The organism is Pseudomonas sp. FH1, from assembly GCF_000510895.2.
GTDB classification, from domain to species: Bacteria; Pseudomonadota; Gammaproteobacteria; order Pseudomonadales; family Pseudomonadaceae; genus Aquipseudomonas; species Aquipseudomonas azotoformans_A.
In genome coordinates this window covers 1-21070 of record NZ_AOHM01000061.1, presented here as the reverse complement: position 1 = coordinate 21070, position 21070 = coordinate 1, and the positions used below count along the sequence as shown (strand labels likewise).

15 protein-coding genes are annotated in these 21070 nt (G+C 65.4%); 1 reads left to right on the top strand and 14 read right to left on the bottom strand.

Going from position 1 to position 21070, the window contains the following annotated elements; translation table 11 throughout:
• Positions 1–7: 7 nt before the first annotated feature.
• On the bottom strand, positions 8–2365 hold the full coding sequence (locus H096_RS20055) for a TonB-dependent receptor (RefSeq protein ID WP_241495519.1): 2358 nt from the start codon (positions 2363–2365) through the stop codon (positions 8–10).
• A gap of 636 nt (positions 2366–3001) precedes the next feature.
• Here H096_RS20055 and H096_RS20050 point away from each other — a divergent pair.
• Entirely contained in the window at positions 3002–4165 is a 1164-nt protein-coding gene (locus tag H096_RS20050) for an L-dopachrome tautomerase-related protein (RefSeq protein ID WP_033901148.1), read from the top strand.
• Positions 4166–4178: 13 nt separating this feature from the next.
• Here the strand turns inward: H096_RS20050 and H096_RS20045 are convergent, their stop codons facing one another.
• The 13 genes from H096_RS20045 to H096_RS19985 form a co-directional block, all read right to left on the bottom strand.
• Positions 4179–5555 carry an isochorismate synthase gene (locus H096_RS20045; RefSeq protein WP_033901147.1) on the bottom strand — a complete coding sequence of 459 codons (1377 nt, stop codon included), beginning with the start codon at positions 5553–5555 and terminating at the stop codon, positions 4179–4181.
• A complete protein-coding gene (locus tag H096_RS20040; protein WP_033901146.1) occupies positions 5552–5860 on the bottom strand; it encodes an isochorismate lyase in 309 nt (102 codons plus the stop codon). The genes H096_RS20045 and H096_RS20040 overlap by 4 nt, the downstream gene beginning before the upstream one ends.
• The gene (locus tag H096_RS20035) at positions 5857–6615 is read right to left on the bottom strand and encodes an alpha/beta fold hydrolase (protein WP_033901145.1); all 759 of its coding nucleotides are present in this window, start codon (positions 6613–6615) and stop codon (positions 5857–5859) included. The genes H096_RS20040 and H096_RS20035 overlap by 4 nt, the downstream gene beginning before the upstream one ends.
• A complete protein-coding gene (locus H096_RS20030) occupies positions 6612–8210 on the bottom strand; it encodes an AMP-binding protein (protein WP_033901144.1) in 1599 nt (532 codons plus the stop codon). Before H096_RS20030 ends, H096_RS20035 begins: the two co-directional genes overlap by 4 nt.
• Positions 8203–8922, bottom strand: coding sequence for a VOC family protein (locus tag H096_RS20025; RefSeq protein WP_033901143.1), 720 nt, complete (start codon positions 8920–8922; stop codon positions 8203–8205). The genes H096_RS20030 and H096_RS20025 overlap by 8 nt, the downstream gene beginning before the upstream one ends.
• Positions 8919–10064 carry a Gfo/Idh/MocA family oxidoreductase gene (locus tag H096_RS20020; protein ID WP_033901142.1) on the bottom strand — a complete coding sequence of 382 codons (1146 nt, stop codon included), beginning with the start codon at positions 10062–10064 and terminating at the stop codon, positions 8919–8921. Before H096_RS20020 ends, H096_RS20025 begins: the two co-directional genes overlap by 4 nt.
• Positions 10061–11239 (bottom strand): cytochrome P450, encoded by a 1179-nt coding sequence (locus H096_RS20015; RefSeq protein ID WP_033901141.1) that lies wholly within the window; start codon positions 11237–11239, stop codon positions 10061–10063. The genes H096_RS20020 and H096_RS20015 overlap by 4 nt, the downstream gene beginning before the upstream one ends.
• Positions 11236–12906: a class I SAM-dependent methyltransferase gene (locus H096_RS20010; protein ID WP_033901140.1), complete on the bottom strand. Its 1671-nt coding sequence runs from the start codon at positions 12904–12906 to the stop codon at positions 11236–11238. Before H096_RS20010 ends, H096_RS20015 begins: the two co-directional genes overlap by 4 nt.
• Positions 12903–13937, bottom strand: coding sequence for a class I SAM-dependent methyltransferase (locus tag H096_RS20005; RefSeq protein WP_033901139.1), 1035 nt, complete (start codon positions 13935–13937; stop codon positions 12903–12905). Before H096_RS20005 ends, H096_RS20010 begins: the two co-directional genes overlap by 4 nt.
• Positions 13934–15037, bottom strand: a complete 1104-nt coding sequence (locus H096_RS20000; RefSeq protein WP_033901138.1) for a saccharopine dehydrogenase NADP-binding domain-containing protein — start codon at positions 15035–15037, stop codon at positions 13934–13936. Before H096_RS20000 ends, H096_RS20005 begins: the two co-directional genes overlap by 4 nt.
• Complete coding sequence (locus tag H096_RS19995) at positions 15031–16776, bottom strand: ABC transporter ATP-binding protein (RefSeq protein WP_033901137.1); 1746 nt, start codon at positions 16774–16776, stop codon at positions 15031–15033. The genes H096_RS20000 and H096_RS19995 overlap by 7 nt, the downstream gene beginning before the upstream one ends.
• Positions 16773–18506: an ABC transporter ATP-binding protein gene (locus H096_RS19990; protein WP_033901136.1), complete on the bottom strand. Its 1734-nt coding sequence runs from the start codon at positions 18504–18506 to the stop codon at positions 16773–16775. The genes H096_RS19995 and H096_RS19990 overlap by 4 nt, the downstream gene beginning before the upstream one ends.
• Positions 18503–21070: thioesterase domain-containing protein (locus H096_RS19985; protein ID WP_033901135.1), on the bottom strand; the 2568-nt coding region annotated here is incomplete at its 5' end. The genes H096_RS19990 and H096_RS19985, both read right to left, overlap by 4 nt.

Here is a 21070-nt window from a genome sequence, read left to right as displayed (position 1 = left end):
GTTTGGATCAGAAGTCATAGGCGAGCTTGGTGTACCAGTAGCCGCCGCCGGGGTAGAACGGCGGGTTGCCGTAGGCGGCCAGGCCGAGGTTGCTGTACACCGCGTGTTTGTCGGGGCGCACGTCGAAGATGTTGGTACCGCCGATGCTGACGGTGAGGCTGTCGACGAAGGTGTAGCTGATGTCCAGGTCGGTGATCCATTTGGCGCCGAAGCTGCGGTCGCCGCTCGGGTTGACCGCCAGTGTCTTGACCGCGCCGTAACGGGCAGTTTGCAGATTGACCGCCAGGTCCTCGACCTTCCAGTTTGCGCCCAGGATCCATTTGGTCTTGGGTGACGCGTCGGTCAGGTCGCCTTCACGGTCACGGCCCACCAGGGTCACGCCTGAACCGGCCAGCGCACTGGGCGTGTCGCGGGTGCCTTCGATGGTGGTCTTGTTCCAGTTGAACCCCAGGCTCCAGCGCACATCACCCCAGGCATCCAGCGGCGTGGTGTGGTCGGCGACCACGTCCAGACCCTTGGTGCGGGTGTCGAAGGCATTGGTGTAGTAGTTGACCCAGGTTCCAGTGGGCACGCCCTGGGCGGCGAGGATGGCATTGATCGCGCCATTGCCACGGTCATAAATGTTGCTGGTCAGGGCGATGCGGTCGTCGATGTCGATCAGGTAGGCATCGGCGGTGATGCTGGTGCGTGGCGCCGGTTGCCAGGTCAGGCCCAGCCCCAGGTTGCGCGATTTCTCCGGCTTGAGGTCATCACCACCGAGGGCCTTGGCCAGGTTGCTGCCGGACGGCGTCAGGCGGGTTACCGCCGGCACCACGTTACCGTTCACGTCGGTCGCCACCCGGTTGTCGGCCACGGTGTAGCCGATCTGGGTCAGGGACGGTGCACGGAAGCCGGTGCCGACGGTGCCGCGCACCGCCACGGTGTCGGTCAATTCGTAGCGCGAATTCAGTTTCAGGCCGAACGTGTTGCCCGAGTCATCGTCGTAATGTTCGACGCGGCCAGCGACGTCGAGAAACCAGCGCTCGGTCAGGTCGAAGCCCAGGTCCAGGTAGCCCGCGTAGTTATTGCGGATCAGGCTCACTTCGTCTTCAGGGCGAATCGTTACTGCGGCCTGCGCGCCGGAAGCGGCGGGGTAGGTGCCGGTGATATAGGCCTCGCGGTCGCCGGCGAAGGTACTGAAATGTTCCCAACGATGCTCCAGGCCCGCCGACACCTGCACTGGCGGCGTCAGGTTGAACAAACTGTCGTAGCGGCGGGTGAAATCCAGGTTGTTGACCCATTGCTCGAAGCGAAAGGTCGCCAGGTTGTCGAACTTGGTGGGGGACGCCGTGCCCAGCGACGGGTTGATATTGAGGTCGCTGGAGTGGTGCACGTTATTGCGTCCGTAGGTGGTGCTCAAGTCCCAGTTCCAGTCGGCCACCAGGCCCTTGCCGCCGAACAGCAGCTGGTAGTCTCGGTCCTTGATGTTGTTGAGCGGGAAGTAGCCGTCCGGGAATACCTCAGGGACTGCGGCGGTGCCGGTCGGCAGGCGGAAATAGTTGGCGGCCTCGGCATCGCGTTCGCCGTAGGTAGAGAACGAATACAGCGTCAGGTCTTCCAGCGGCAGTTCGGCGTTGTAGGCCAGGTTGAAGGCCTTGAGATCCGGATCGCCATTCTTGATCGCGACACGGTCCCAGGCCGCTTCCTTGGCCGGGTCACTGAATGCCCGCACGCTGCGGTCGGCTTTGTCGTTCCAGGAAGCACTGCCGCGTTTGCGCGCGTCAGCCGAGAAGTGGAAGAAGCCGCCCTGGCCCAGTTCGAAGCCTTGGTCACCCGCGACCTTGATGGTCTCGCCCTGGCCGGAATACAGCTGGCCGTAGCTGGTTTCCAGGTGGCCGCCGCTCTTGGTGTTCTTGAGGATGATATTGATCACACCCGCCACTGCGTCGGAGCCGTACTGTGCGGCAGCGCTGTCTTTGAGCACTTCGATATGGTCCACCGCGCTGACCGGGATCAGGTCGATGTCCACCGCATTCGCACCGCTGTTATCGATCGAACCGCGTTGGCCGGTGGCGCCGTTGTGGCGGCGCTTGCCGTTGACCAGCACCAGCGTGTAGGCCGGGCCGAGGCTGCGGTTGCTCAGGGGCCGTGTCACCGAGTTATAGCCGGCGATGTTCGTGCCGAAGTTGAACGACGGCAGCAGCTTGGCAATCGCCTCGGACAGCTCGGCGCGACCGGTCTTGAGCAACTGGTCGCTGTTAATCACATCGATGGGCGCCGGGCTGTCGGCCACTGTGCGCTCCTGGCCACGCAGACCCGTGGAGATCACGGTCACGGTGTCGAGCTTGGCGTCTTCGGCGAAGGCGGGCGCCGCTGCCATCAGCATGGAGCTGGCCAAGAGTGACAGGTGAAATTTGTTAAGGGCGGTGGGGAGTGCGATGTCTGGCATGTAGGCAACCTGGGGGCTAGGGAATACGTCCTCCGCCAGGTATGGGGTCGGTCTGTGAAACGAAGATAATCCTATAAAAAACCTGAGTGAAAGTCTTTTTTGGAATAAGCTAATTATTATAAATAGGCATTATTATGGTGCATAACATCACATATTTTTATTTAGTGCGAGGCTCTCGCTGCCACTCCTGGCAATTTAGACAGAGCGGAAGTCTCTGGTGATTTTCAATTTAGTATTGAAAGTGTATCCGTTTTCACAGACTGCTATCGCGGTACGCAGTTCGTTACGCTGGTCACACCTCTAACCCCAGCAGCGGATATCTATCATGTCACTCACTACGCTTATCACGATTGCCAAGCGCGTCGACGCCGTTCTTTTCAAGCTGTGGCGCCTCCACTTCAGGCCTGTCGGTATGTCCTCCCAGTTCTGTGATCAATGCCCTGATCGACTCAAGCGACCCTGATCGCATTCTCTTCATTTTGATGAAACTGTTATCGACAGTCGCTGGGTAATTCCGTCCATCCTGTCCAACCGAAGCCCACTGGCCTGACCAACAGGGCTTGGAGCACCGCCATGCACGTAAAACGTCCACTCGCCTGTTTTTTCCTCGCGACAACAATTGCCCTCGGCAGCCAGGTCGCCCATGCCGCATTGCCCAGTGAACAGCACCAGGGCGTTATCGAGCCGGTATTCGCCTTCCATGACGCCATGCCCACCGGCGTGACGGTCACTGAGACAGGGCGCCTCTTTGTCAACTTTCCGCGCTGGGGCGACAACGTGCCTTTTACCGTTGCAGAGCTGCGTAATGGCAAGGTGGTGCCTTACCCCGACCTGGCCATGAACCAGGCCAACCCCAAGGATCCGGCCAAAGGTTTTATCAGTGTTCAAAGCGTCGTGGCGGACGGACGCGGGCGGCTCTGGATTCTCGATACCGCAGCCCCTGGGTTCTCGGCGCCGCAGCCCGGTGGCGCGAAGCTGGTCGCGGTTGACCTGGCCACTAATAAGGTGGTGAAGACGCTGGTCTTCCCTGAAAACGTCATGCTGCCCAGCACCTACGTCAACGACATGCGCTTTGATTTTCGTGTGGGCGACGAAGGCGTGATCTACCTCACGGACTCGTCCCTCAGCGGCCCTGGCGCAATCATCGTCATGGACATTGCCAGCGGCACGGCGTTGCGCCGGCTCAGCGGCGCGGCATCGACCTCAGTCGATACGCGTTTCGTGCCCAAGGTCGAAGGTGAAATCCTCAAAGTCCGCAAACCCGACGGCAGCTCACAACCCTTTGCCGTGGCGTCCGATGGCATTGCACTGTCGGCGGATGGCCAGACTTTGTATTTCTGCCCATTGTCGAGCCGGCACCTATATTCAGTGCCCACCGTACTGCTGCGTGATGCATCGATCACTGAGGCGCAACTCGCCGAAGCGGTCAAGGACCTTGGCGAAGAAAAAGGCGCGTCCGATGGGCTGGAGGCCGACGCATCAGGGGCGCTTTATGCCGGTGATTATGAAAACAACAGCGTGCGCAAGCGCCTCGCGGACGGCCAGTGGCAAACTATCGTGCATGACCCTCGGGTGCTCTGGCCTGACACGTTCTCGATCGGCCCGGACGGCTATCTGTACTTCATGGCCAACCAGTTGCATCGCCAGGCGATTTTTCATGCAGGCAAGGACTTGCGGCAGAAGCCCTACAGCCTGCTGCGCGTGAAGATCGATGCAGCACCCGCGCCGACGTATTGAGCGCGCGGGACGATTATCGAAGCGCTGACTCCTGTGGAGAGAGCAACAATGCCTGCTCCATGCTGGCAAGCTTGATCTGGGTTTCCTCATACTCCCCGGCAGGCTGAGAGCCCTCGACAATCCCGCACCCCGCGAACAAATGACAGTGTCGTGGGGTCATCAGCGCCGAGCGCAGAGCGACCAGGAAATCTCCATTGCCCTGTGAGTCCAACCAACCCACCGGCGCCGCGTACCAACCCCGGTCGAAACCTTCGTGGCGGCGGATAAAATCCATGGCGGTCGCACTTGGCAATCCACCCACCGCTGGCGTTGGATGCAGCGCGTGGATGCCGTCCAGCAAACGCTTGTCCGGGTTGAGTTGCGCCATGATCGGTGTGCTCAGGTGCTGCACGTTGGCGAGCTTCAGCAGGTGGGGGGATGACGCAGCCTGGAGGTCGCGTACCTTGCCATCCAGGGCTTGGGTGATGGTCTGCACTACCAGTCGGTGTTCATGTTGTTCCTTGGGGTCGGCCAGTAGCCGTTCACCGATAACGTGATCCTCGTCGGCAGTAGTGCCTCGTCGCGCGCTGCCTGCGAGGGCATGGGTGGTCAGGCGACCCTCCTGGCAACTGAGCAGTCGTTCGGGGGTAGCGCCCATGAAGCAATGCTCGCCACGGTGCAGCGCGAACAGGTGGGATGCGTTACCCCGTGCGTGCAAACGCTGCATCACCGCACCACTGTCCAGGGGCGTGTCCAGTTGGTACTCGATATGCCGCGCCAACACCACTTTGTTCAAGGCGCCGCCTGAAATGGCCTGCAACGCCGTTTCAACCTTCCTCTGCCACTGGTGTGAGGGCAGCGCGTTGCGTTCGATGACGTCCGGCGCTGTGGCCGTCGCGGCGGGCGGGTTGAGCAGTTGCGCATAGGCCGCGATGCTGTCGCGGGCCAATGCCTGCGGGTCGCTGTCGGGTTCGACCACTTGCTGGCAGCGCAGCCAGCGGCCGTCGGCGTCTTCGCTGAGCAGCCAATGCGACAGATGAAAACTGGCGTCAGCGAAGGCGGCCCAGTGCGGTGCGCACGGCCGCTGTTCATCAAAGCGCATGCCGCCCAGCAGTAAGGGTGCCTTGGGCCCGTCGATCACCGCGTCGGCGCACAGGGCGAACCATTGCCGGTCGACGTCGAGCATGCGCTGGGGGCCGCCGGCCTCGATCTGCCAGGCGCAGCCCACGCCGAACAGTGTCAGGTCTGGCGAATGCGCGCGCCAGAAGAAACCCTGCCGGTGGGCTTCGTAAAGGGCCAGGGCCTCCAGCGTCGGCGCGGGGTGTGAAGAAACGGCGATGACGGGCCGTTGATACGCCACCGCACGCTGGTGTGCGGCCTGGAATACCTTGAGCAACGCGTCCAGGTTCATACCACCTTGCTCTTTTTCTGCAACCAGAAGGCGGTCTGCTCGGCGATGTACCAGTGGATGATCTGGTTGAACAGCCCCTCGATAAACTCTGCGTCCAGCCCGGCCGTCTGCGCCCATTGCCGGCGCTGCGGCAACATCGCCGCGACACGTTCCGGGGCGGCGATGCTGGCCAGGTCGGGCTTGAACGCGGAGGCGGCCTTGACGTACTGCATGCGCAGGCCGAGGGCCTCGATGATCTGCTGGTCGAGGCTGTCGATGGCTTCACGAATGTCCGAAAGGCCAGTGCAGTGTTCCGGGGTTTTCATACCGAGTCTCCCTGTAGGTAGGCAGTGCGTTGCAACAGGTGATGGATCACCGGTCGCGGCTGATGCTTGAGGTAAAAGTGGTCGCCGTCGAACAGGCGGATATCCGGGGTGTGGTCGCTGAGGTCAGCCCAGGCACGGGCCTGCTCAAGGCTGACTTCGGCGTCATCGCGGGCCAGCAGCACGTCGAGTGGTGCCGACAAGCGGGTAAGCTGCTGGGGGCGCCAGGTTTCGATGGCCTGGTAGTCGCTGCGCAGGGTTGGCAGGAACAACGCACGCAGTTGGGGATTGGCCCACAGGCCGGCGGCGTCGGCGTCCTGGCGCAGGATGTCGGCGATCAGTGCGGCGTCGTCCTGGCGGTGCAGGTCACTGTCTGGTTGCCGGTGTGGCGGCGCGTGACCCGAGACGAACACATGGGCGGCGCCATAGCCTGCCGCTTGCAGGCACACTCCCACGGCGTAGGCGAGGGCGGCGCCCATGCTGTGGCCGAACAGCAGCAAGGGCCGGGCGGGCAACGTTTGCAGTGCTGCGGCAATGTGTTCGGCGAGCCTGTCCAGGCAGGGGATATGCGTTTCGTTGAAACGCTCTTCACGTCCCGGAGATTGCACGGCCAGCAGGTCGATATCCCCCGGCAGGTGCGCCAGCCACGGACGGAAAAAACTCGCGCTGCCCCCGGCATGGGCCAGGCACACTAGGCGTGCCCGCGCCTGTTGGCTTTCTCGCAGCACACGCAGCCATGGCGATGCAGCGCCGCTCATAGCGCCAGCACCTGTTCTGCCAAGGCCTTGCGGTTGACCTTGCCGAGGCGCGTCAACGGGAACTCGCGCAGCACCTGCAAGCGATCCGGCAACTTGTAGGCGGCCAGCCCTCGTTCGCGCAGCCAGGCGTTGATCGAGGCGAGGTCAACCCGCTCGCCATGGGCCAGCACACAGGCGCAACTGCGCTCGCCGAGCAACTCGTCGGCCAGCGCCACCAGTGCCACATCGCGAATCAGCGGGTGGCCGAGCAGCAGGTTCTCGATCTCTTCCACGGGGATTTTCTCGCCCCCGCGATTGATCACATCCTTGCTGCGACCCTCGACAATCAAATGCCCCTCGGGCAGGCGCCGCACCAGGTCGCCGCTGCGGTAAAAACCGTCGGCGGTAAACGCGCGCTGGTTCTGCTCGGCGGCGTTGTAATAGCCGCGGATGGTGTAGGGCCCACGCACCAGCAATTCACCGACGGTGCCGGGGGCGACCGGCTGGTCGTCGGCGTCGACGATGCGGATCTCGTCGTCGGCGGTCAGCGGCAGTCCCTGGGTGTCGAACACCCGCGCCTGCGGATCATCCAGTGGCGTGAAGCACAGCAAACCCTCTGCCATGCCATACACCTGTTGCAGGCCGCAGCCCAAGACCGGGCGGATGCGTGCGGCGATCTCGGCCTTGAGCCGGGCGCCGCCGACCTGCAGCCATTGCAGGCTGCCCAGGTCGTTATCGGACCATTGCGCGACTTCCAGCCACAGCAACACCAGCGGTGGGATCAGGGCGGTGTGGGTGATGCGTTCGCGTTCGATCAGCTCAAAGGCGGTGTCCGGGCTCGGTTCCGGCGCCAGAACCAGGGTGGCGCCGATACTGAACACGCCCAAAGCACCGGGAGAGGCGAGGGGGAAGTTGTGCGCCACCGGCAGTGCGGCGAGGTATCGGGTATCGGCATCGAACCCACACGCCTGGGCCGCCAGGCGCGCATTGCACGCGTAGTCGTCATGGGTGCGCGGGATCAGTTTGGGCAGGCCGGTGGTGCCGCCAGACAACAGCAGCACTGCCACCTCCCGCGAATCTGGCGCAGGCCATTCACGCGGGCTGGCCACGCACTGCGCCAGCGGCACGAATTCCTCGGCGGCACCGACCACCCACACCTGTTGCAGGCTCGGTACTTGCTCAAGCAACGTGCGCGCCAACGGGCGATAGTCGAAGCCCAGATGCTGATCGACAATTACATAGGCGACTGCCTGGCTGAGGTGCGCCAGGTGTGCCAGTTCATGTTCGCGATGGGCCGGCAGCGCAAACACCGGGATCACGCCCAGGCGCAGCAGCGCGAAGGTCAGGCTGAAGAACTCGGCGATATTCGGCAACTGCACCAACACCCGCTGGCCCGCCACCAGCCCGTGTTCGGCAAGGCCGGCGGCCAGGCGGTCAGCCTCATAGTCGAGCTCGGCGTAGCTCCAGCGCCGCGAGCCGTCTACCAGCGCCTCCTTGTTTGGTGTGCGCCGGGACTGCGAGCGCAGCAGTTCGCCAAGAGGCGCGCCGCGCCAGTAGCCTTGCTCGCGGTAGCGGCGAATAAAGTCGTCGGGCCAATCAGTGCATCCATCAAGCATGGCAATCTCCTTGGGCAGTCGGGCAGCCCAGCAACTGGGCCCCGTGCAGATTCAGCGGGTGCGCAAGGCCGGTGATTTGTACCGCCTGTACGCCGGTGTGCGTGGCCGGTTGCAGGCGCAGCAGCGGGTCATCGCCGGCCAGCAGGTGAAGGGCGGTGTGATCGTCGGGGTGTACGCCCAAGTGAATCGCGGCCAACCCGGTAGCGCCATTCGGGTGGACCCTGTGCGCCGGGTGCTGGGACGGTGAGTAGGGCGTGACCAGGAAGGGCAAGCGATCATGGCGCGGGTACACGAAACGAAAGCGCGTCTGGCTGCCATCGGCGCAGGTGCGCCGCCAGTTCACCGTACGTCCCATGCTCACGCCGCAAGCCGCCAGGCCCTTGAGGCGAGGCGCCAGGGCCGGGTCTTCGCACAGCAGGGCCAGGTCGCAGAAACCTTCGCCCTGCGCGGCCCAACGCAACATGCGTCGCCCGGCCCCCCGGCCGGCCAGGCAGTCGATGGGCCACTTGAACAGCCAGGCATGACGCGGCGTGGTCAACAGTTCGATGATCGGCCCCTGGCTGAACCAGATGTGTGCGTGTTGCGCGCTGGCTTCGGCGGTGGCGTAAGTGACCTCGAAGCCGGCGGCACGAAAATTCGCCACGGCCTGGTGCAAGTCACGCACCCACAGCAGCACATGGCTGCAGGCGGAAGAGGGTTGAGCAGTGTTCAAAACGGCAGGGCTCCCAGCAGTCGGGCGGTGTCGTCACCGCAAGGGGGTTGCACGGCGTCGGCACGCGCGTGGAGTTCGGCCTGTGGCAGCGAACGCGGCACCGGTGGCTCGATCAGTTCAGGCATGCCGATCAGGCCGTTCATTTCGCGCCAGGCCATGGACACCTCGGTCGCCCACACGCCGCTGCGCAGGCGGCGTGTGGGGTCGTCGATGTCGCGGCACAGTTCACCCAGCGCAAGGCTGACCGCGTCGGGCCAGAGCTGGTTGAACACCTGGTGGTAGCTCGCGGGGAGCTGCGGGTCGAGCACCACCATCGTCGGCCCGGCCAGGCGTTCGCTGCCGGGGCCGGCCATGATCAGGCGGTCGGTGTTATCCCGTGGGGCATGCAGGCGCGGGTTCCACAGCACCGGGCCATGGGTGTCGCCCAGGCTCAGCACGCCGGCTTCGCAGCCCACTTCGAGGCGATGCAACAGGAAGGAATGGTTGTCCGGGTCCTGGGGGTGCACCTGGTTCTGGATGCGCAGGCTGATTGGCACACCGTTGAAACTCGCGTTGAGCCGCGTGAAAGGCTGCGCCCCGACCCCGGCGGCTGGCGCCGCGAACACCCAGGGCCGCAGGCCACCGGCCAGGCGCCCGAGAATGTCCAGCAGCGGGTAAGCCACCTGGCTGTTGCAGGCCGCGTCGATGTACGCCAGCCCTTGCTGCTCGCGCAGGTACCCGGCCACCGCCAGAAAACGCCGGATCGCGAGGATGTTCGGGTACAGCGTGTTCACCGCGTAGGCTGCCTGGCCTTGACGCGCGGCCTGCATGCACGCCGCGATTTCGCGGTGGTGCACCGGGTGTTCCTGCAGCACGTGGATGCCGCGTCGCAGCAGGTGCTGGGCCAGCTCGCTGCCGGCGCCGCCGGTGGCGCCGGAGCGCACCACCACGCAGGCGATGTCGACGTCGTCCGGCACTTGCTCGACAGCCTCGTACAACGGCACGCCATAGTGCGCGGCGCAGGCGCGCGAGTAAGCATTGCCGCGTGACAGGATGCCCACCAGTTCATAGTCGGCCTGGGCGCGTGCTACCGCTTGCAGGTAGATACGGCCAAATGCAGTGCCGGCGACGATCACGCGTTTACGTGCAGTCGGGCGGCTCATGACCAGGTCACCGGCAGGCAGTGGGCGCCGCGAAAGAATGTGGCGGTTTTCCATTGCACGTCGCCGCAGCGCTGCAGGCTGGGCAGGCGCACCACCAGGGCGTGCAGCGCCTCCTGCAATTCGACCCGCGCCAGGGCTGAGCCGATGCAGTGATGCAGGCCGTGGCCAAAGCCGAAATGGCCGCTGGCATCCCGTTGCAGGTCCAGCGCCTGTGGGTTTTCAAAGCGGGCCGGGTCATGGTTGGCGGCGCCGATCGAGGCGAACACCGCGTCGCCCTGGCGCACCAGGGTTTCACCGACCTGAATGTCTTCCAGCGCGTAGTGCACAAACATCGCCGCCGAGGCCAGCGGGATGTAGCGCAGCAGCTCTTCGACCGCCTGCGGTATCTGCTCGGGATCGGCCTTGAGCTGTTGCCACTGCGCGGGGTTGTCCAGCAGCACCTGGATAAAGTTGGGGATCTGCGAGGCACTGCCTTCGTAACCGGCGACCAGGATCGCAATGCACAACAGCAGCAATTGCTCCTCGTTGAGGGACTCGCCTTTTTCGTCGGCTTGGGTCAGGGCGGTCATGAAGTCATCGCGTGGTTCGCGTCGACGTTCGGCCACCAGGTTTTTGATGTATGCGGCCAGCTTGCCCAGATGACGCTGAGTCTGATCCGCGTCTTCAGGGCGGGTCGACAGCAGGGAGTCGTTCCACACCTTGAAACGGTCACGGTCCTGCACCGGCACACCCAGCAGTTCGCAGATCAGCGCCAGGGGCAACGGCAGGGCGTAGTCGTTGACCAGATCAGCCGGCGGGCCGGCGGCGAGCATGCGGTCGATCAACTGATGGGCGTAGTCGCGGGCGTGGGGGCGCAGGGCTTCGACGCGGCGACGGGTGAAAGCCTGGGCGGCGCGCGAGCGAATCCGCGTGAGTTGCGGCGGGTCCATCATCACGATGCCGCCGGCGATGCGTGGGAAGGCACGCGGGCTATCGTCGCGACGAAACGCCTCGCTGCGGCTGAAGCGCCGGTCGCCGAGTACCAGGCGCACATCGTCATAGCGAGTGGCAAGCCAGGCCGGGGCGCCGATGGGCATTTGGATGCGCAACAGCCCCGGTGCCTGCTGGGCATGGCGATAGGGTTCCGCCAGCTTGAGGTCGGTGAAGCGGTTGAACGGGTAGGCCAGCGGGGTCATGGCAAGTCCTTGGCAGTGCTGAGGTCGGGCAAATGGTCGAGCAGCTCAAGCTGCAATTCGGGGTCTTCCAGGTGGGCCACCAGTGCGGTGCGGCTCAGGCGTTCGGCCGGGACCTGGGCCACGAATACGCGATGGCCCAGGCGCGCCAGCGGGTGTGTGGCGACGGGCAGGCTGCGGTTGCCGTGGAATCCGGCTCGCGCCAATGCGCTTTGCCACTGCGACAGGTCGAGGAAGGTGGCGCTGCTGAGCTGGCGTTCGTCGCTGGCCTGGTTGAGCATGAAAGCCTGGGAAGCCATCACCCAGAACTCCTCCTGGGTCGGTTCGCTGAACACCAGCCAGCCACCCGGCTTGAGCAAAGCGAGCAGGGTGGCCAGGGAGTGCTCGGTGTCGCGGGCGGCATTCAGCACGCCCCCGGCGACGATCAAGTCCCAGCTCTGGCTGGGATAACCCTGGGCCAGGGCCGGGCGATCGATATCGAACACGCCGTGACGCACCCATGGCCAGTCCTTGAGCCGCTCGGCAGTTTGCTCGCTGAAGTAGCGCGACACGTCGGTGCACAGATAGTCCACGCTGGCATTCGCCAAGACGGGCAACACCGCTTGGGTGGTGGACCCGGTGCCGGCGCCGACTTCCAGCACGCGCAGCGGCACATCGGCCGGCTGGCGTGCGGCCCAGGCGCCGATCCAGTGCGCGACGGCGCGGTGTTGGTATTGCGCTGCGAGGCTCTCGCGATACAGCGCCGCCGCGCGTTCGGTGCGGCCTTCGGGAAACAACAGGTGCACTGCCGCAGACTCGCCACGCATCAACGACGGCAACTGCCGCGCATTCTCCCGCGCGTAGTCGAGGGTGCCGTTGCCGCCGGTATTGCGCGCCCAGTCCACGCTCAACTGCGCCCAAATACCTTCCAGGGCGATATCGCTCCAGGCATTCGCGTCGAGGGTGGGTAGCAATCGATCGGCGACGCGTCGCAACAGGCCTTGGGCTTGCAGCACATCCAGCCAGCGCGCGATCAACGGCCGGTGGCCAGGGGCAATACCCGCCCGTGCCAAGCTGTGGGCCACGTCATTGAGCGGTGCCGGCAGCAACCCACACTGCTCAAGCCCATTGAGCATGGAGAGGAGCGCGGCGTGACCCAGTCGATCATTGAGTCGCACCGACTCCACCAGTTGCGCGGGTTCGAAGGCTTGGTCGAGGGCGGCCTCGGTTGCGGCCAGCTGATCGTCCACCGGCCTGCTCGGGCAAGGATGCGGCACCACGAACAGCGTCTGGCCGTGCAGCGCAACGGCACTGACTTGAGGATGGCCCAAAGCGCGCTCACGCCAGCGTTGATGCGCCAGCTTGACGCTGGCCAAGTCGAGCCATTGCTCCGTGAAACCTTGCACGCGGCAATCGAGTTGCGCCGCCGCACGCTCCGCGAGCTGCCAGTCACCCGGGCGGTGGCTGACGAACAGCACCTGTTGCAGGTGGCTCAGATCACTCAAGGCCAGTGCGGGGAAATCCAGCAGGCGCTCCAACTGCTCGGCGCTCATCATCACCACAGCGGGGCACTGGCGCTCAAGCAAGGCCAGCAGCCGCGCGGGCGCCAACTGATGAACGCCCAGGTCGGTAAACGCAGGCAGTTGCCAAGGCGCAGTGGGCAGGTCGATCAACAGGGTGTCGACGTTCATCGGGAAACTCCGGTGGCATGGAACAGGCGTTGTCCGGCGGCGGCCAGCGGGTCGGTCGCGGCGGGCCATACGTCGAGCAACTCAAAGCCTGCGACGTACAAGGCCTGGCGCCAGGCGTCGGGGGGCATGAACACCTCATCGATGACCCGCAGCGGCGCGCCGGCTGGGGGTGAGAGCAACAGGTGCATGAAGGTCAGCATCGCCGGGTTGTCGGCGATGGATTCGCTGAACAGCAAGGTGCCGCCGTCGCGCAGGCAGGCGCGGATTCGCGACAGGCTGCGCGGCAGGTCGCAGGCGTTGTGCAGCACGTTGCCGGCGATCACCAAGTGCTGGCTGCGGGGCGCGATTCCTTGCTCGCTGAAGTCGCGGTCCAGGTCGAGCAGGTCGAATTGCATACCGGGCTCCAGGCGCAATTCGCGCCGAGCCACGCCGGTGAACAGTGAGCTGATATCAGTGAAGCGATAAGCTTTTTCACGGTCCTCCAAGGCTGCCAGTACGGCACGCGTGGTACAGCCGGCACCGCCGCCGAGCTCCAGCACCTGCAACACGTCGTCGGCGGCGCGGGTTTCCCGCGCACGGGCCGCGAGCACCTGGTTGATCGCGGCGGTAAAGTGGTTGTGCTGATACGCACCGAGTACCGCCACCGGGTCCCCGGCGAGCACCAGCAACGGCGCCAGGGCGATGCGTTCGCGCAGCAACTCGGGCAGGCACTCGATGACCTGGGCATGGAGTTGCGCCATGCTCGGCGGGAAACCCAGCTCGGCATACAACCCTGGCAAATCGCCGAGGGCGGCTTGAGGCGGCGTGCCATTCCAGGCCAACCGCTCGCCGCCTACCTGCACGGCTGCGGTACGCGACAACGCTGCCAGCCAACGCCGCACAATCCAGGCGTGGCGCGGTGCGGTGCCGAGCGATTGGTTAAGCTGTTCGGCGGTTCGCCACACCTGCATCGGCAAGGCCTGGGTACGCAGGAGGACGTCGGCCATGACGCCCAGGCTCAGTTGTTCCAGTGCGTTAAGGGCGGTGTTCATAGGCAACCTTCTTCGGCGTGTTGCAGGTGTTCGAGCGGGTGGTCCAGCAGGGTCAGCGCGCGGATCGCCTGAGCACGTTGCAGGCGCTCAAGGCTGGCGGCGGGCGGCAACGCGTACGCGGCGTCATGGCAGCCGGGGCGGATTTCGCCTTCGAGCACACTCACCACCGTGACTGCCGCCATGGCGCCGGTCAGAGGCGCGTTGCCCGCGCCGTTGACGACCAGGCTGCGGGTGCACGTCTGGCCGTCGCGCAGTCCATCGAGTTGCAGCAACAACGTGACAAAGGGCGGCTGGCCACTGAGGTCCAACTGGCTGGCCGCGCATAAGCGTTGCACCGCTTCGGCACGCGGCAGGCTGTGCGCCTGGTCGAGCGCCTTGAGTACATGGCCGTCGGTCATCACGTTGAACCACTGGCCTGTTTCCAGGCGCAGGTCCCTGGCCAAGCGTTCGCCTTCCCGGTTCAAGTAGGGCAGCACATGCACCGGCCCGGGGAAACACGGCAACAGCACGTCGCGCCTGCGTCGCAGTGCGCGGCTGCAACGGCCGTTGTGCCAGGCCGCCAAGGGCTCGCTGGAGCCGTCTACCGCCCCTTGCAGGAAGTCGTCGGCGGCGACGGCCGTGAAGTGGTCACGCAGGCCAAAATAGCTGCTCAGCCCCTGCACGTGTGTGAACCCCTGCATCGCCAGCCAGCGTGGCAGCAGGCCGGTAAGGCCCGGTTGCAGGCCCGCACCAAGCACCGCGCTGCGCCCGCGCCATAAAGCCGGGTCGAGCTGGATATCGCCCGCGGCGTCGACGTAATGCGCATCGGCGTTCAAAGCGGCCTGCGCGACACGGTCCGCCACGCGCCAGGCGGGGCCGGCGCAGTTGAGCAAGACGTCGCAGCCACGGGCGAACCTGGCCAGGGCTGGCGTGTCGTTGAAATCCACGGCCGTCCATTGCAGGCGTGCTTCGGGCCATTGTTGCTGGAGCAGCGCCAGGCAGCGCGCGCCGTTGTGCGCGTCACGCCCGCCCAGTCGCAGGTCCTGCAGGCCCAGGCTTAACAAGGCCTGTGCGCTGGCCAGGCCGACGTCGCCACTGGCGCCCAGCACCCCGATCAGCATGGCTTGGCCTGCGCATTCAGGCGCCAGCCACCGGCGCGCTGACGGTCATGCCAGAACCCGGCGTAACGACCGTTGAGGCTGAGCAGGTGCGCGTGGGTGCCTGACTCCACCAGGCGACCTTCGTCCAGGACCAGGATCTGGTCGGCGGCCATGATGGTCGGCAAACGATGGGCGATCACCAGCACGGTCGAGTGTTGCATCAGGCGTTGAATCGCGGCCTGTACGAAGGCTTCGTTGAGCGGGTCGAGCGCGGCGGTCGCTTCGTCTAGCAGCACGATGGGCGCACGCTTGAGCAAGGCGCGCGCCAGGGACACGCGCTGGCGCTCACCGCCGGACAACGATGCGCCACCTTCGCCCACCGGTGTGTTCCAGCCTTGGGGCAGGCGGGCGACGATTTCATCGACACCGGCCAGCCGTGCCGCTTCGGCGACGTCGCGGGCACTGGCGTCCGGGCTGCCTACGCGGATGTTCGCTTCGAGGCTGTCGTCGAACAGGTACACGTCCTGCATTACCAGCGACAGTTGCGCCATCAGCGCCGCGTTGGACAGCTCGCGCACGTCCACGCCGCCGACCTTGACGCTGCCCGCCGTCGTATCGAAAAAGCGCATCAACAGGCGGGTGACGGTGGTCTTGCCCGAGCCCGACGCGCCGACAATCGCGGTCATCGAATGCGCCGGGGCGCTGAAGGTCAGGTCGCGCAGTACCGTCGGGCCACTCGGGTAGGCGAAGCTCACGTGTTCGAAAGCCAGGCTGCCGGGCGCTGACAGGGGCAGGCTGACGGCGGGGTCGGGCAACGGCGGCTCACGCAGGATACTCACCAATTGATCCAGGTCGTTGCCGGCCATGCGCAACAGGCCGCTGCGTGCTGCCGCTTCGGCCAATGGCCCCACGAACCGTGCTGCCAGGGCGAGCAGGGCCACCAACTGGATCGCATCAATTTCACCATGAGCCGCCATGGCAATGCCCACGCCGACCAGCAGCGCAAAGGCCAGTTGCACGGTCAAACCACCGGCGAGCAGCTTGGGAAAGGTCTGCGACAGCATCGAACCACCGGCCAGCTTTTGCGCCTGATTGGCGGCCTGCAAGGGCGCGTAGCCGTCCTGGGTGCGGCCAAATGCGCGCAGCACCTGCTGGTAGCGAGCGAACTCCACCACCCGGTTGCCGGCCAGGGTCGCGGCGGCTTCCACCCGCGCATCGTTGCTGCCGATGGCGGCGGCTGACCAGTGATGGGTGAAGTAGATCAGCGGCGCACACAACACAGCCGTCAGGCCCAGGCGCCAGTCGAACACGAACAGCGTCAGCGCCACGGTGGCCGGCACCACCACCCCGGACACTACCGGCCCCAGGTAATGGGCGAACAAACCGGTGACCATCAACGTGCCGCTGGTAGCGCTGCGTGACAGGCGCCCGACCTTTTCCGAGTTGAACCAGCCCAACGGCAGGCTGACCAGGTGCTGGCCGAGGCGATCATGCAAGGTTGTCAGCACCAGCAAGGCCAGGGCAAAGCCCTTCATGGCCTGCTGGTAGTGGGCGATGCAGGTCAGCACCACCATGGCCGCCAGGCCTGCCAGCCAGGCGCTGGCCGTGGGCAGGTCGCCGGCGAACAACGCGTGCAGGATCGGCACCAGCAGCGCCACGGCCAGGCCTTGCAGCACGGCGCTGGTCACCAGCCACGCCAGGTAACGGTAGAGGCGCGGGGCATGGGCCGGGCCCAGTAAGGTCACAAGGCTGTGAATCATAGGGACATCTCCACGGCAGGGGTTTCGGTGCTGGCTCGCCACAGTCGGGCATAGGCGCCGTTGGCGTTCAGCAGGTGTTCATGGCGGCCGCTTTCCAGGACGCGGCCCTGGTCGAGAACGACGATCTGGTCGACGCCACTGATGCTCGACAGACGATGGGCAATCACCAGCACCGTGCGGCCCCGTGCCAAGGCCGACAGCGCATCCTGGATCAATGCTTCGGACTCGGGATCGGCGTGGGAGGTGGCTTCATCGAGGATTAGCACCGGCGTGTCGGCCAGCAGGGTGCGGGCGATGGACACGCGCTGCGCCTCGCCCCCGGATAAGATCGCGTCTTCGCCAATCACCGATTGATAACCCCGAGGCAGCGCCTGGATACGCGCATGGATTTGCGCCGAGCGTGCTGCCGCCTCGACCTCTGCATCGCTGGCATCCGGGCGGCCCAGGCGCAGGTTGTCGGCGACCGTGCCGTGCACCAGTTGTGCGTCCTGCAACACGAAACCCACGTGTTGATACAACTGGCGCGGGTCGATCTCGCGCACATCGGCGCCGCCCACGCAGATGCGGCCGGCGTTGACGTCATGAAAGCGCGGCACCAGCTTGGCCAGGGTCGACTTGCCCGCGCCGGACGCGCCGACCAATGCGGTCACGCTGCCGGCCGGGCAGTGCAGGTCGACGCCCTTGAGGATCAGGTGCTCGGCGTCGTAGCCGAACTGCACCTGTTCAAAGCGGATATCGCTGCCCTGGGGTTGGACGCAGGCCTTGGGCGTAGGCAATTCCTCAACGTCCAGCAGCGCTTCGATGCGACCGGCTGCCGCCAGGGCCGTACGCTGGGCTGTGAGGCTCTGGTTGATCACCAGCAGCGATTGCGGGATGACCACCGCCACCAGGGTTTCGGCGAACAGCTCCAGCGGTGTGATCCAACCGTGCGCCAGTAACAGGCAACCCACCCCCAGGCTCACCAGCAGGATCACCGGTACACTCAAGGCCATCGAGGAAAAGGCTTCCAGGCGCAGCAGCGGCTTGACCCAGCCGGCGTACTGCTCGCTGAACTGGTTGACCGCCTGCTGATAGCTGCGATGCGCCTGCCCGACCTGGCCGAACGCCTTGACCACGGCAATGCCGTGCACGAACTCGACAATCGCCGCGCTGACCCGGGTCATGCTCTTGTCCAGCAACTGCATCTTGGCGCCAAAACCGCGCATCATCAGGGCGTAGGCCACCGCGTAGATGGGCAGTGTCAGCACCGCGAGCAGCGCCAGCCGCCAGTTCAACGTCGCCAGCCACAGCAGGCCCGCCAGCGGCGTGACGATGGCTGCGGTGAGCTCCACCGCATGGTGGGCGACCAAGTGGTGCAGGTCTTCGAGGTCGTCCTGCACCACCTTGCGCACGGCGCCGGAGGTGGTGTCGGTGTACCAGCCCAACGGCACGCGCCCGAGCTTGCGTACCATGGCTTCGCGCAAGCTCGATTGCAGCCGGTGGTCAGCCACATGGGTCAACCACAGCGCCACGCCACTGGCCATCCACCCCACACTCAGGGCGATCACCACCAGCGCGGCCCACAGCCATAGGGTCTTGCTGTCGGCGCTGCCGGCCAACAGTAATCGGCCCAGTTCGGTGAGGCCGATAAAGGGCACCAGGTTGACCAATGCGCCGAGGGCGGCGAACGCCACACCGAGGCGAATCAAGCGGTTGACCGGGCGTTTCAGGGTATCCAAGGCGGTGGTCATGAGTTTTTCCGAAGGGCCTCAAGCAGGTGCGCAGTGACGGTGTGGACGTGAGGCGGTTCGATCACGCTGAAGTGGTTGCCAGGCACGTCGATCAGCTCGAAGTGGCCCAGGCACGCGTCTTCCCAGAACGGCGCGGCCAAATGCCCGACGCCGCCGGTGATGCCGAACGATTGCTGCTCCAGGCAGCGCAGGTAGGTCATGTTGCCGAGGAACGGCAGCGGGTCGAACCGCGCCGCTCGCATGCTGTGGCGGCACACACGGAACAGCGTCGGTACCAGTTCGGGACCGATCGGCACCCCGGCCTGGCCCGAGGCCAGGCGTGCGTATTCGGCCAGGCGTTCCTCCTGGCTGCGCGCCGATTGCTGTTGGACCGCCAGCGCCAGCGCGTCCAGCCCCGGATCGCCGCTCAGCGCCGCCATGGCCCCGGCGGGTACGCGGCGGTTGTCGCGGGCCATCAACAGGTCGATGGCGCGGTACACGTCGTAGTCTTCGATGTGCGCGCCGAACACGGTTTTCACTGGGTCCAGGTTCAGGTTGGGCACGAAGATCGCCTCGTACGCCAGCTCTTCGTCGGTGTCGATGAACATCGGGATGCTGTCGATCAGGCTCAGGTCGACCACCTCCATGCCGCGTTCGAGCAAGCGCCGGGCAACCTCAGTGGCCAGCAGCCCGCCGAGGCAGTAGCCGATCAGTTGGAAGCGTTGATGGCCATCGGCAATCAAGCGTTCGGCGTAGTCCTCGGCCACACTTTCGATCAGGCGCTTGGGCTCCAGCGCCAGGTACTGTTCGGTGTCAGCCACGGCAAAGCCAATCACCGGACCGGCCTGCTGGTCGGCAAGGGCGCGGCCCAGGTGCTGGAAATAATCGAGGGTGCCGAGGGCGGCATGGAACATCACCCGGACCGGGCCGACGTCACCCCCGCCAAACGGCACCACCAGCGCGTTGCTGCTGGACGAGCGTTGCGCTTCACCGCTGACGGCAACCGTGGCCGGCGTGGCTTCGCCCTGATTGAGCAGGCGCGCGAGGGCGGCGACATTCGGCTCGTTGAGCATCTGGCGCAGCAAGGTGTCGTAGCTCAGGCGTTGGGCCTGGGGCAGTTGCTCACGCAGTTGGCCGGCGACGCGGGCGAGGATCAGCGAGTCGGCGCCTTTTTCATAGAAGCTGTCCTCGACGCCGATCTGCGCCAGCCCCAGGGCGTCGGCCCATACGCGGCACAACTCGGCGCTGAGCGGATCGCTCGGCGCTTCCTGGCTGCTGGAGGCCTGGGCGTCGGCGGCAGGGCGCCAGCCGGCCAGGGTCTTGCGATCGACCTTGCCATTGGCGGTCAGCGGCAAGCGGTCGAGTACCTGCAGGTGCGCTGGCAGCATGTAGTCCGGCAGGCGCTCGGCCAGGGCGCGGCGCAGGCTGTCGACATTCAGGCGCTGCACGCCGGCCTTGAAGCGCGCAGCGAATACCTGCATGCCGAGGGCGGCCAGCGGGTGGTCGGCCTGGGGCAGGGCAGGCAGGCATTCGCCACCGAAGGCCTTGACCCGCGCCTGCCAGATATCGGCGTCGCGCAGGCCACTGCGGCCCTGGTCGTGGTCGCCATTCGCCGGTGTCATCATGAAGCCCTGGGTCAGCAGGATCGGCGGCCATTCGCCGGACGGCTCGCTGAATACCAGCCAGCCACCAGGGCTAAGCAACTCGGTGATCTGGCCGAGGGCGTTGTCGATGTCCTTGACGCTGTTGAGCATGCCCGCACACAGCACGATATCCACGCTGTTGCTGGCCAAACCCTGGGGGCGGATGTCCTGGTCGATGTCCAATACGCCATAGCGTACCCAGGCGTGCTCGGCAAAGCGCTGCTTGGCCGCCGGCAGGAAAAACGCGGTCATGTCGGTAAACAGGTAGTCGACTTCCAGCCCATCGAGCAAGCCGATAACCGGCGCGCTGGTGGCGCCGGTACCGGCGCCGATTTCGAGGATGCGCAGCGGGCCGTCGCCTTGATGGTGGGTGGCCAGGCGGTTGATCAGCGCCGCGATGCTGTGGTTGTTGTAGCGCGACACGGCATCCCCGCCGTACAACTGCAAGGCCACGTCCAGTTGGCCTTGGGGGAACAGCAAGTCGAACGGGTTGACCTCGCCCTTGAGCAGTTGCGGCAGTTGCCACACATGGTTGAGCTGGTAGTCGAGCAGCGCCTGGCTGCACAGCCCCGAGGCGACCGCTTGTTCCACCCGGCCCCACGCCAGCGCCGGGTTGGGCGCGGGTTGCGCGAGGCGGTAGTGCGAGTGGGTGTAGTGCAGCAGACCAGCCTCGCACAGCGCGCCCAACCAGCGACGAACCAGCCAATGGTGGCGCGGCTCGGCCTGCAAGGCGTGCAGGATTGTGGCGGCGTCCGGTTCGGCCCGCTCGCCGCTGAACAGTCCGGCCTTGAGCAACACCTCCAGCATCGAACTCAATGCAGCGGCACTCAGGTCAGCCTGGTACTCGCGCACCTGTTGCGCATCGAAACTGCCCACCTGGCTGTCGGCATAACGTTTGACCGCCGTAAGCAACGGCGCGCCTGGCAGCGGCTCGGGTTCGGC

Excerpts from the sequence above, each read along its gene's own strand:
- H096_RS20055 (WP_241495519.1), bottom strand. The coding sequence starts at position 2,365 with ATGCTGATGGCAGCGGCGCCCGCCTTCGCCGAAGACGCCAAGCTCGAC.
- H096_RS20050 (WP_033901148.1), top strand. The coding sequence starts at position 3,002 with ATGCACGTAAAACGTCCACTCGCCTGTTTTTTCCTCGCGACAACAATT.
- H096_RS20045 (WP_033901147.1), bottom strand. The coding sequence starts at position 5,555 with ATGAACCTGGACGCGTTGCTCAAGGTATTCCAGGCCGCACACCAGCGT.
- H096_RS20040 (WP_033901146.1), bottom strand. The coding sequence starts at position 5,860 with ATGAAAACCCCGGAACACTGCACTGGCCTTTCGGACATTCGTGAAGCC.
- H096_RS20035 (WP_033901145.1), bottom strand. The coding sequence starts at position 6,615 with ATGAGCGGCGCTGCATCGCCATGGCTGCGTGTGCTGCGAGAAAGCCAA.
- H096_RS20030 (WP_033901144.1), bottom strand. The coding sequence starts at position 8,210 with ATGCTTGATGGATGCACTGATTGGCCCGACGACTTTATTCGCCGCTAC.
- H096_RS20020 (WP_033901142.1), bottom strand. The coding sequence starts at position 10,064 with ATGAGCCGCCCGACTGCACGTAAACGCGTGATCGTCGCCGGCACTGCA.
- H096_RS20015 (WP_033901141.1), bottom strand. The coding sequence starts at position 11,239 with ATGACCCCGCTGGCCTACCCGTTCAACCGCTTCACCGACCTCAAGCTG.
- H096_RS20010 (WP_033901140.1), bottom strand. The coding sequence starts at position 12,906 with ATGAACGTCGACACCCTGTTGATCGACCTGCCCACTGCGCCTTGGCAA.
- H096_RS20005 (WP_033901139.1), bottom strand. The coding sequence starts at position 13,937 with ATGAACACCGCCCTTAACGCACTGGAACAACTGAGCCTGGGCGTCATG.
- H096_RS20000 (WP_033901138.1), bottom strand. The coding sequence starts at position 15,037 with ATGCTGATCGGGGTGCTGGGCGCCAGTGGCGACGTCGGCCTGGCCAGC.
- H096_RS19995 (WP_033901137.1), bottom strand. The coding sequence starts at position 16,776 with ATGATTCACAGCCTTGTGACCTTACTGGGCCCGGCCCATGCCCCGCGC.
- H096_RS19990 (WP_033901136.1), bottom strand. The coding sequence starts at position 18,506 with ATGACCACCGCCTTGGATACCCTGAAACGCCCGGTCAACCGCTTGATT.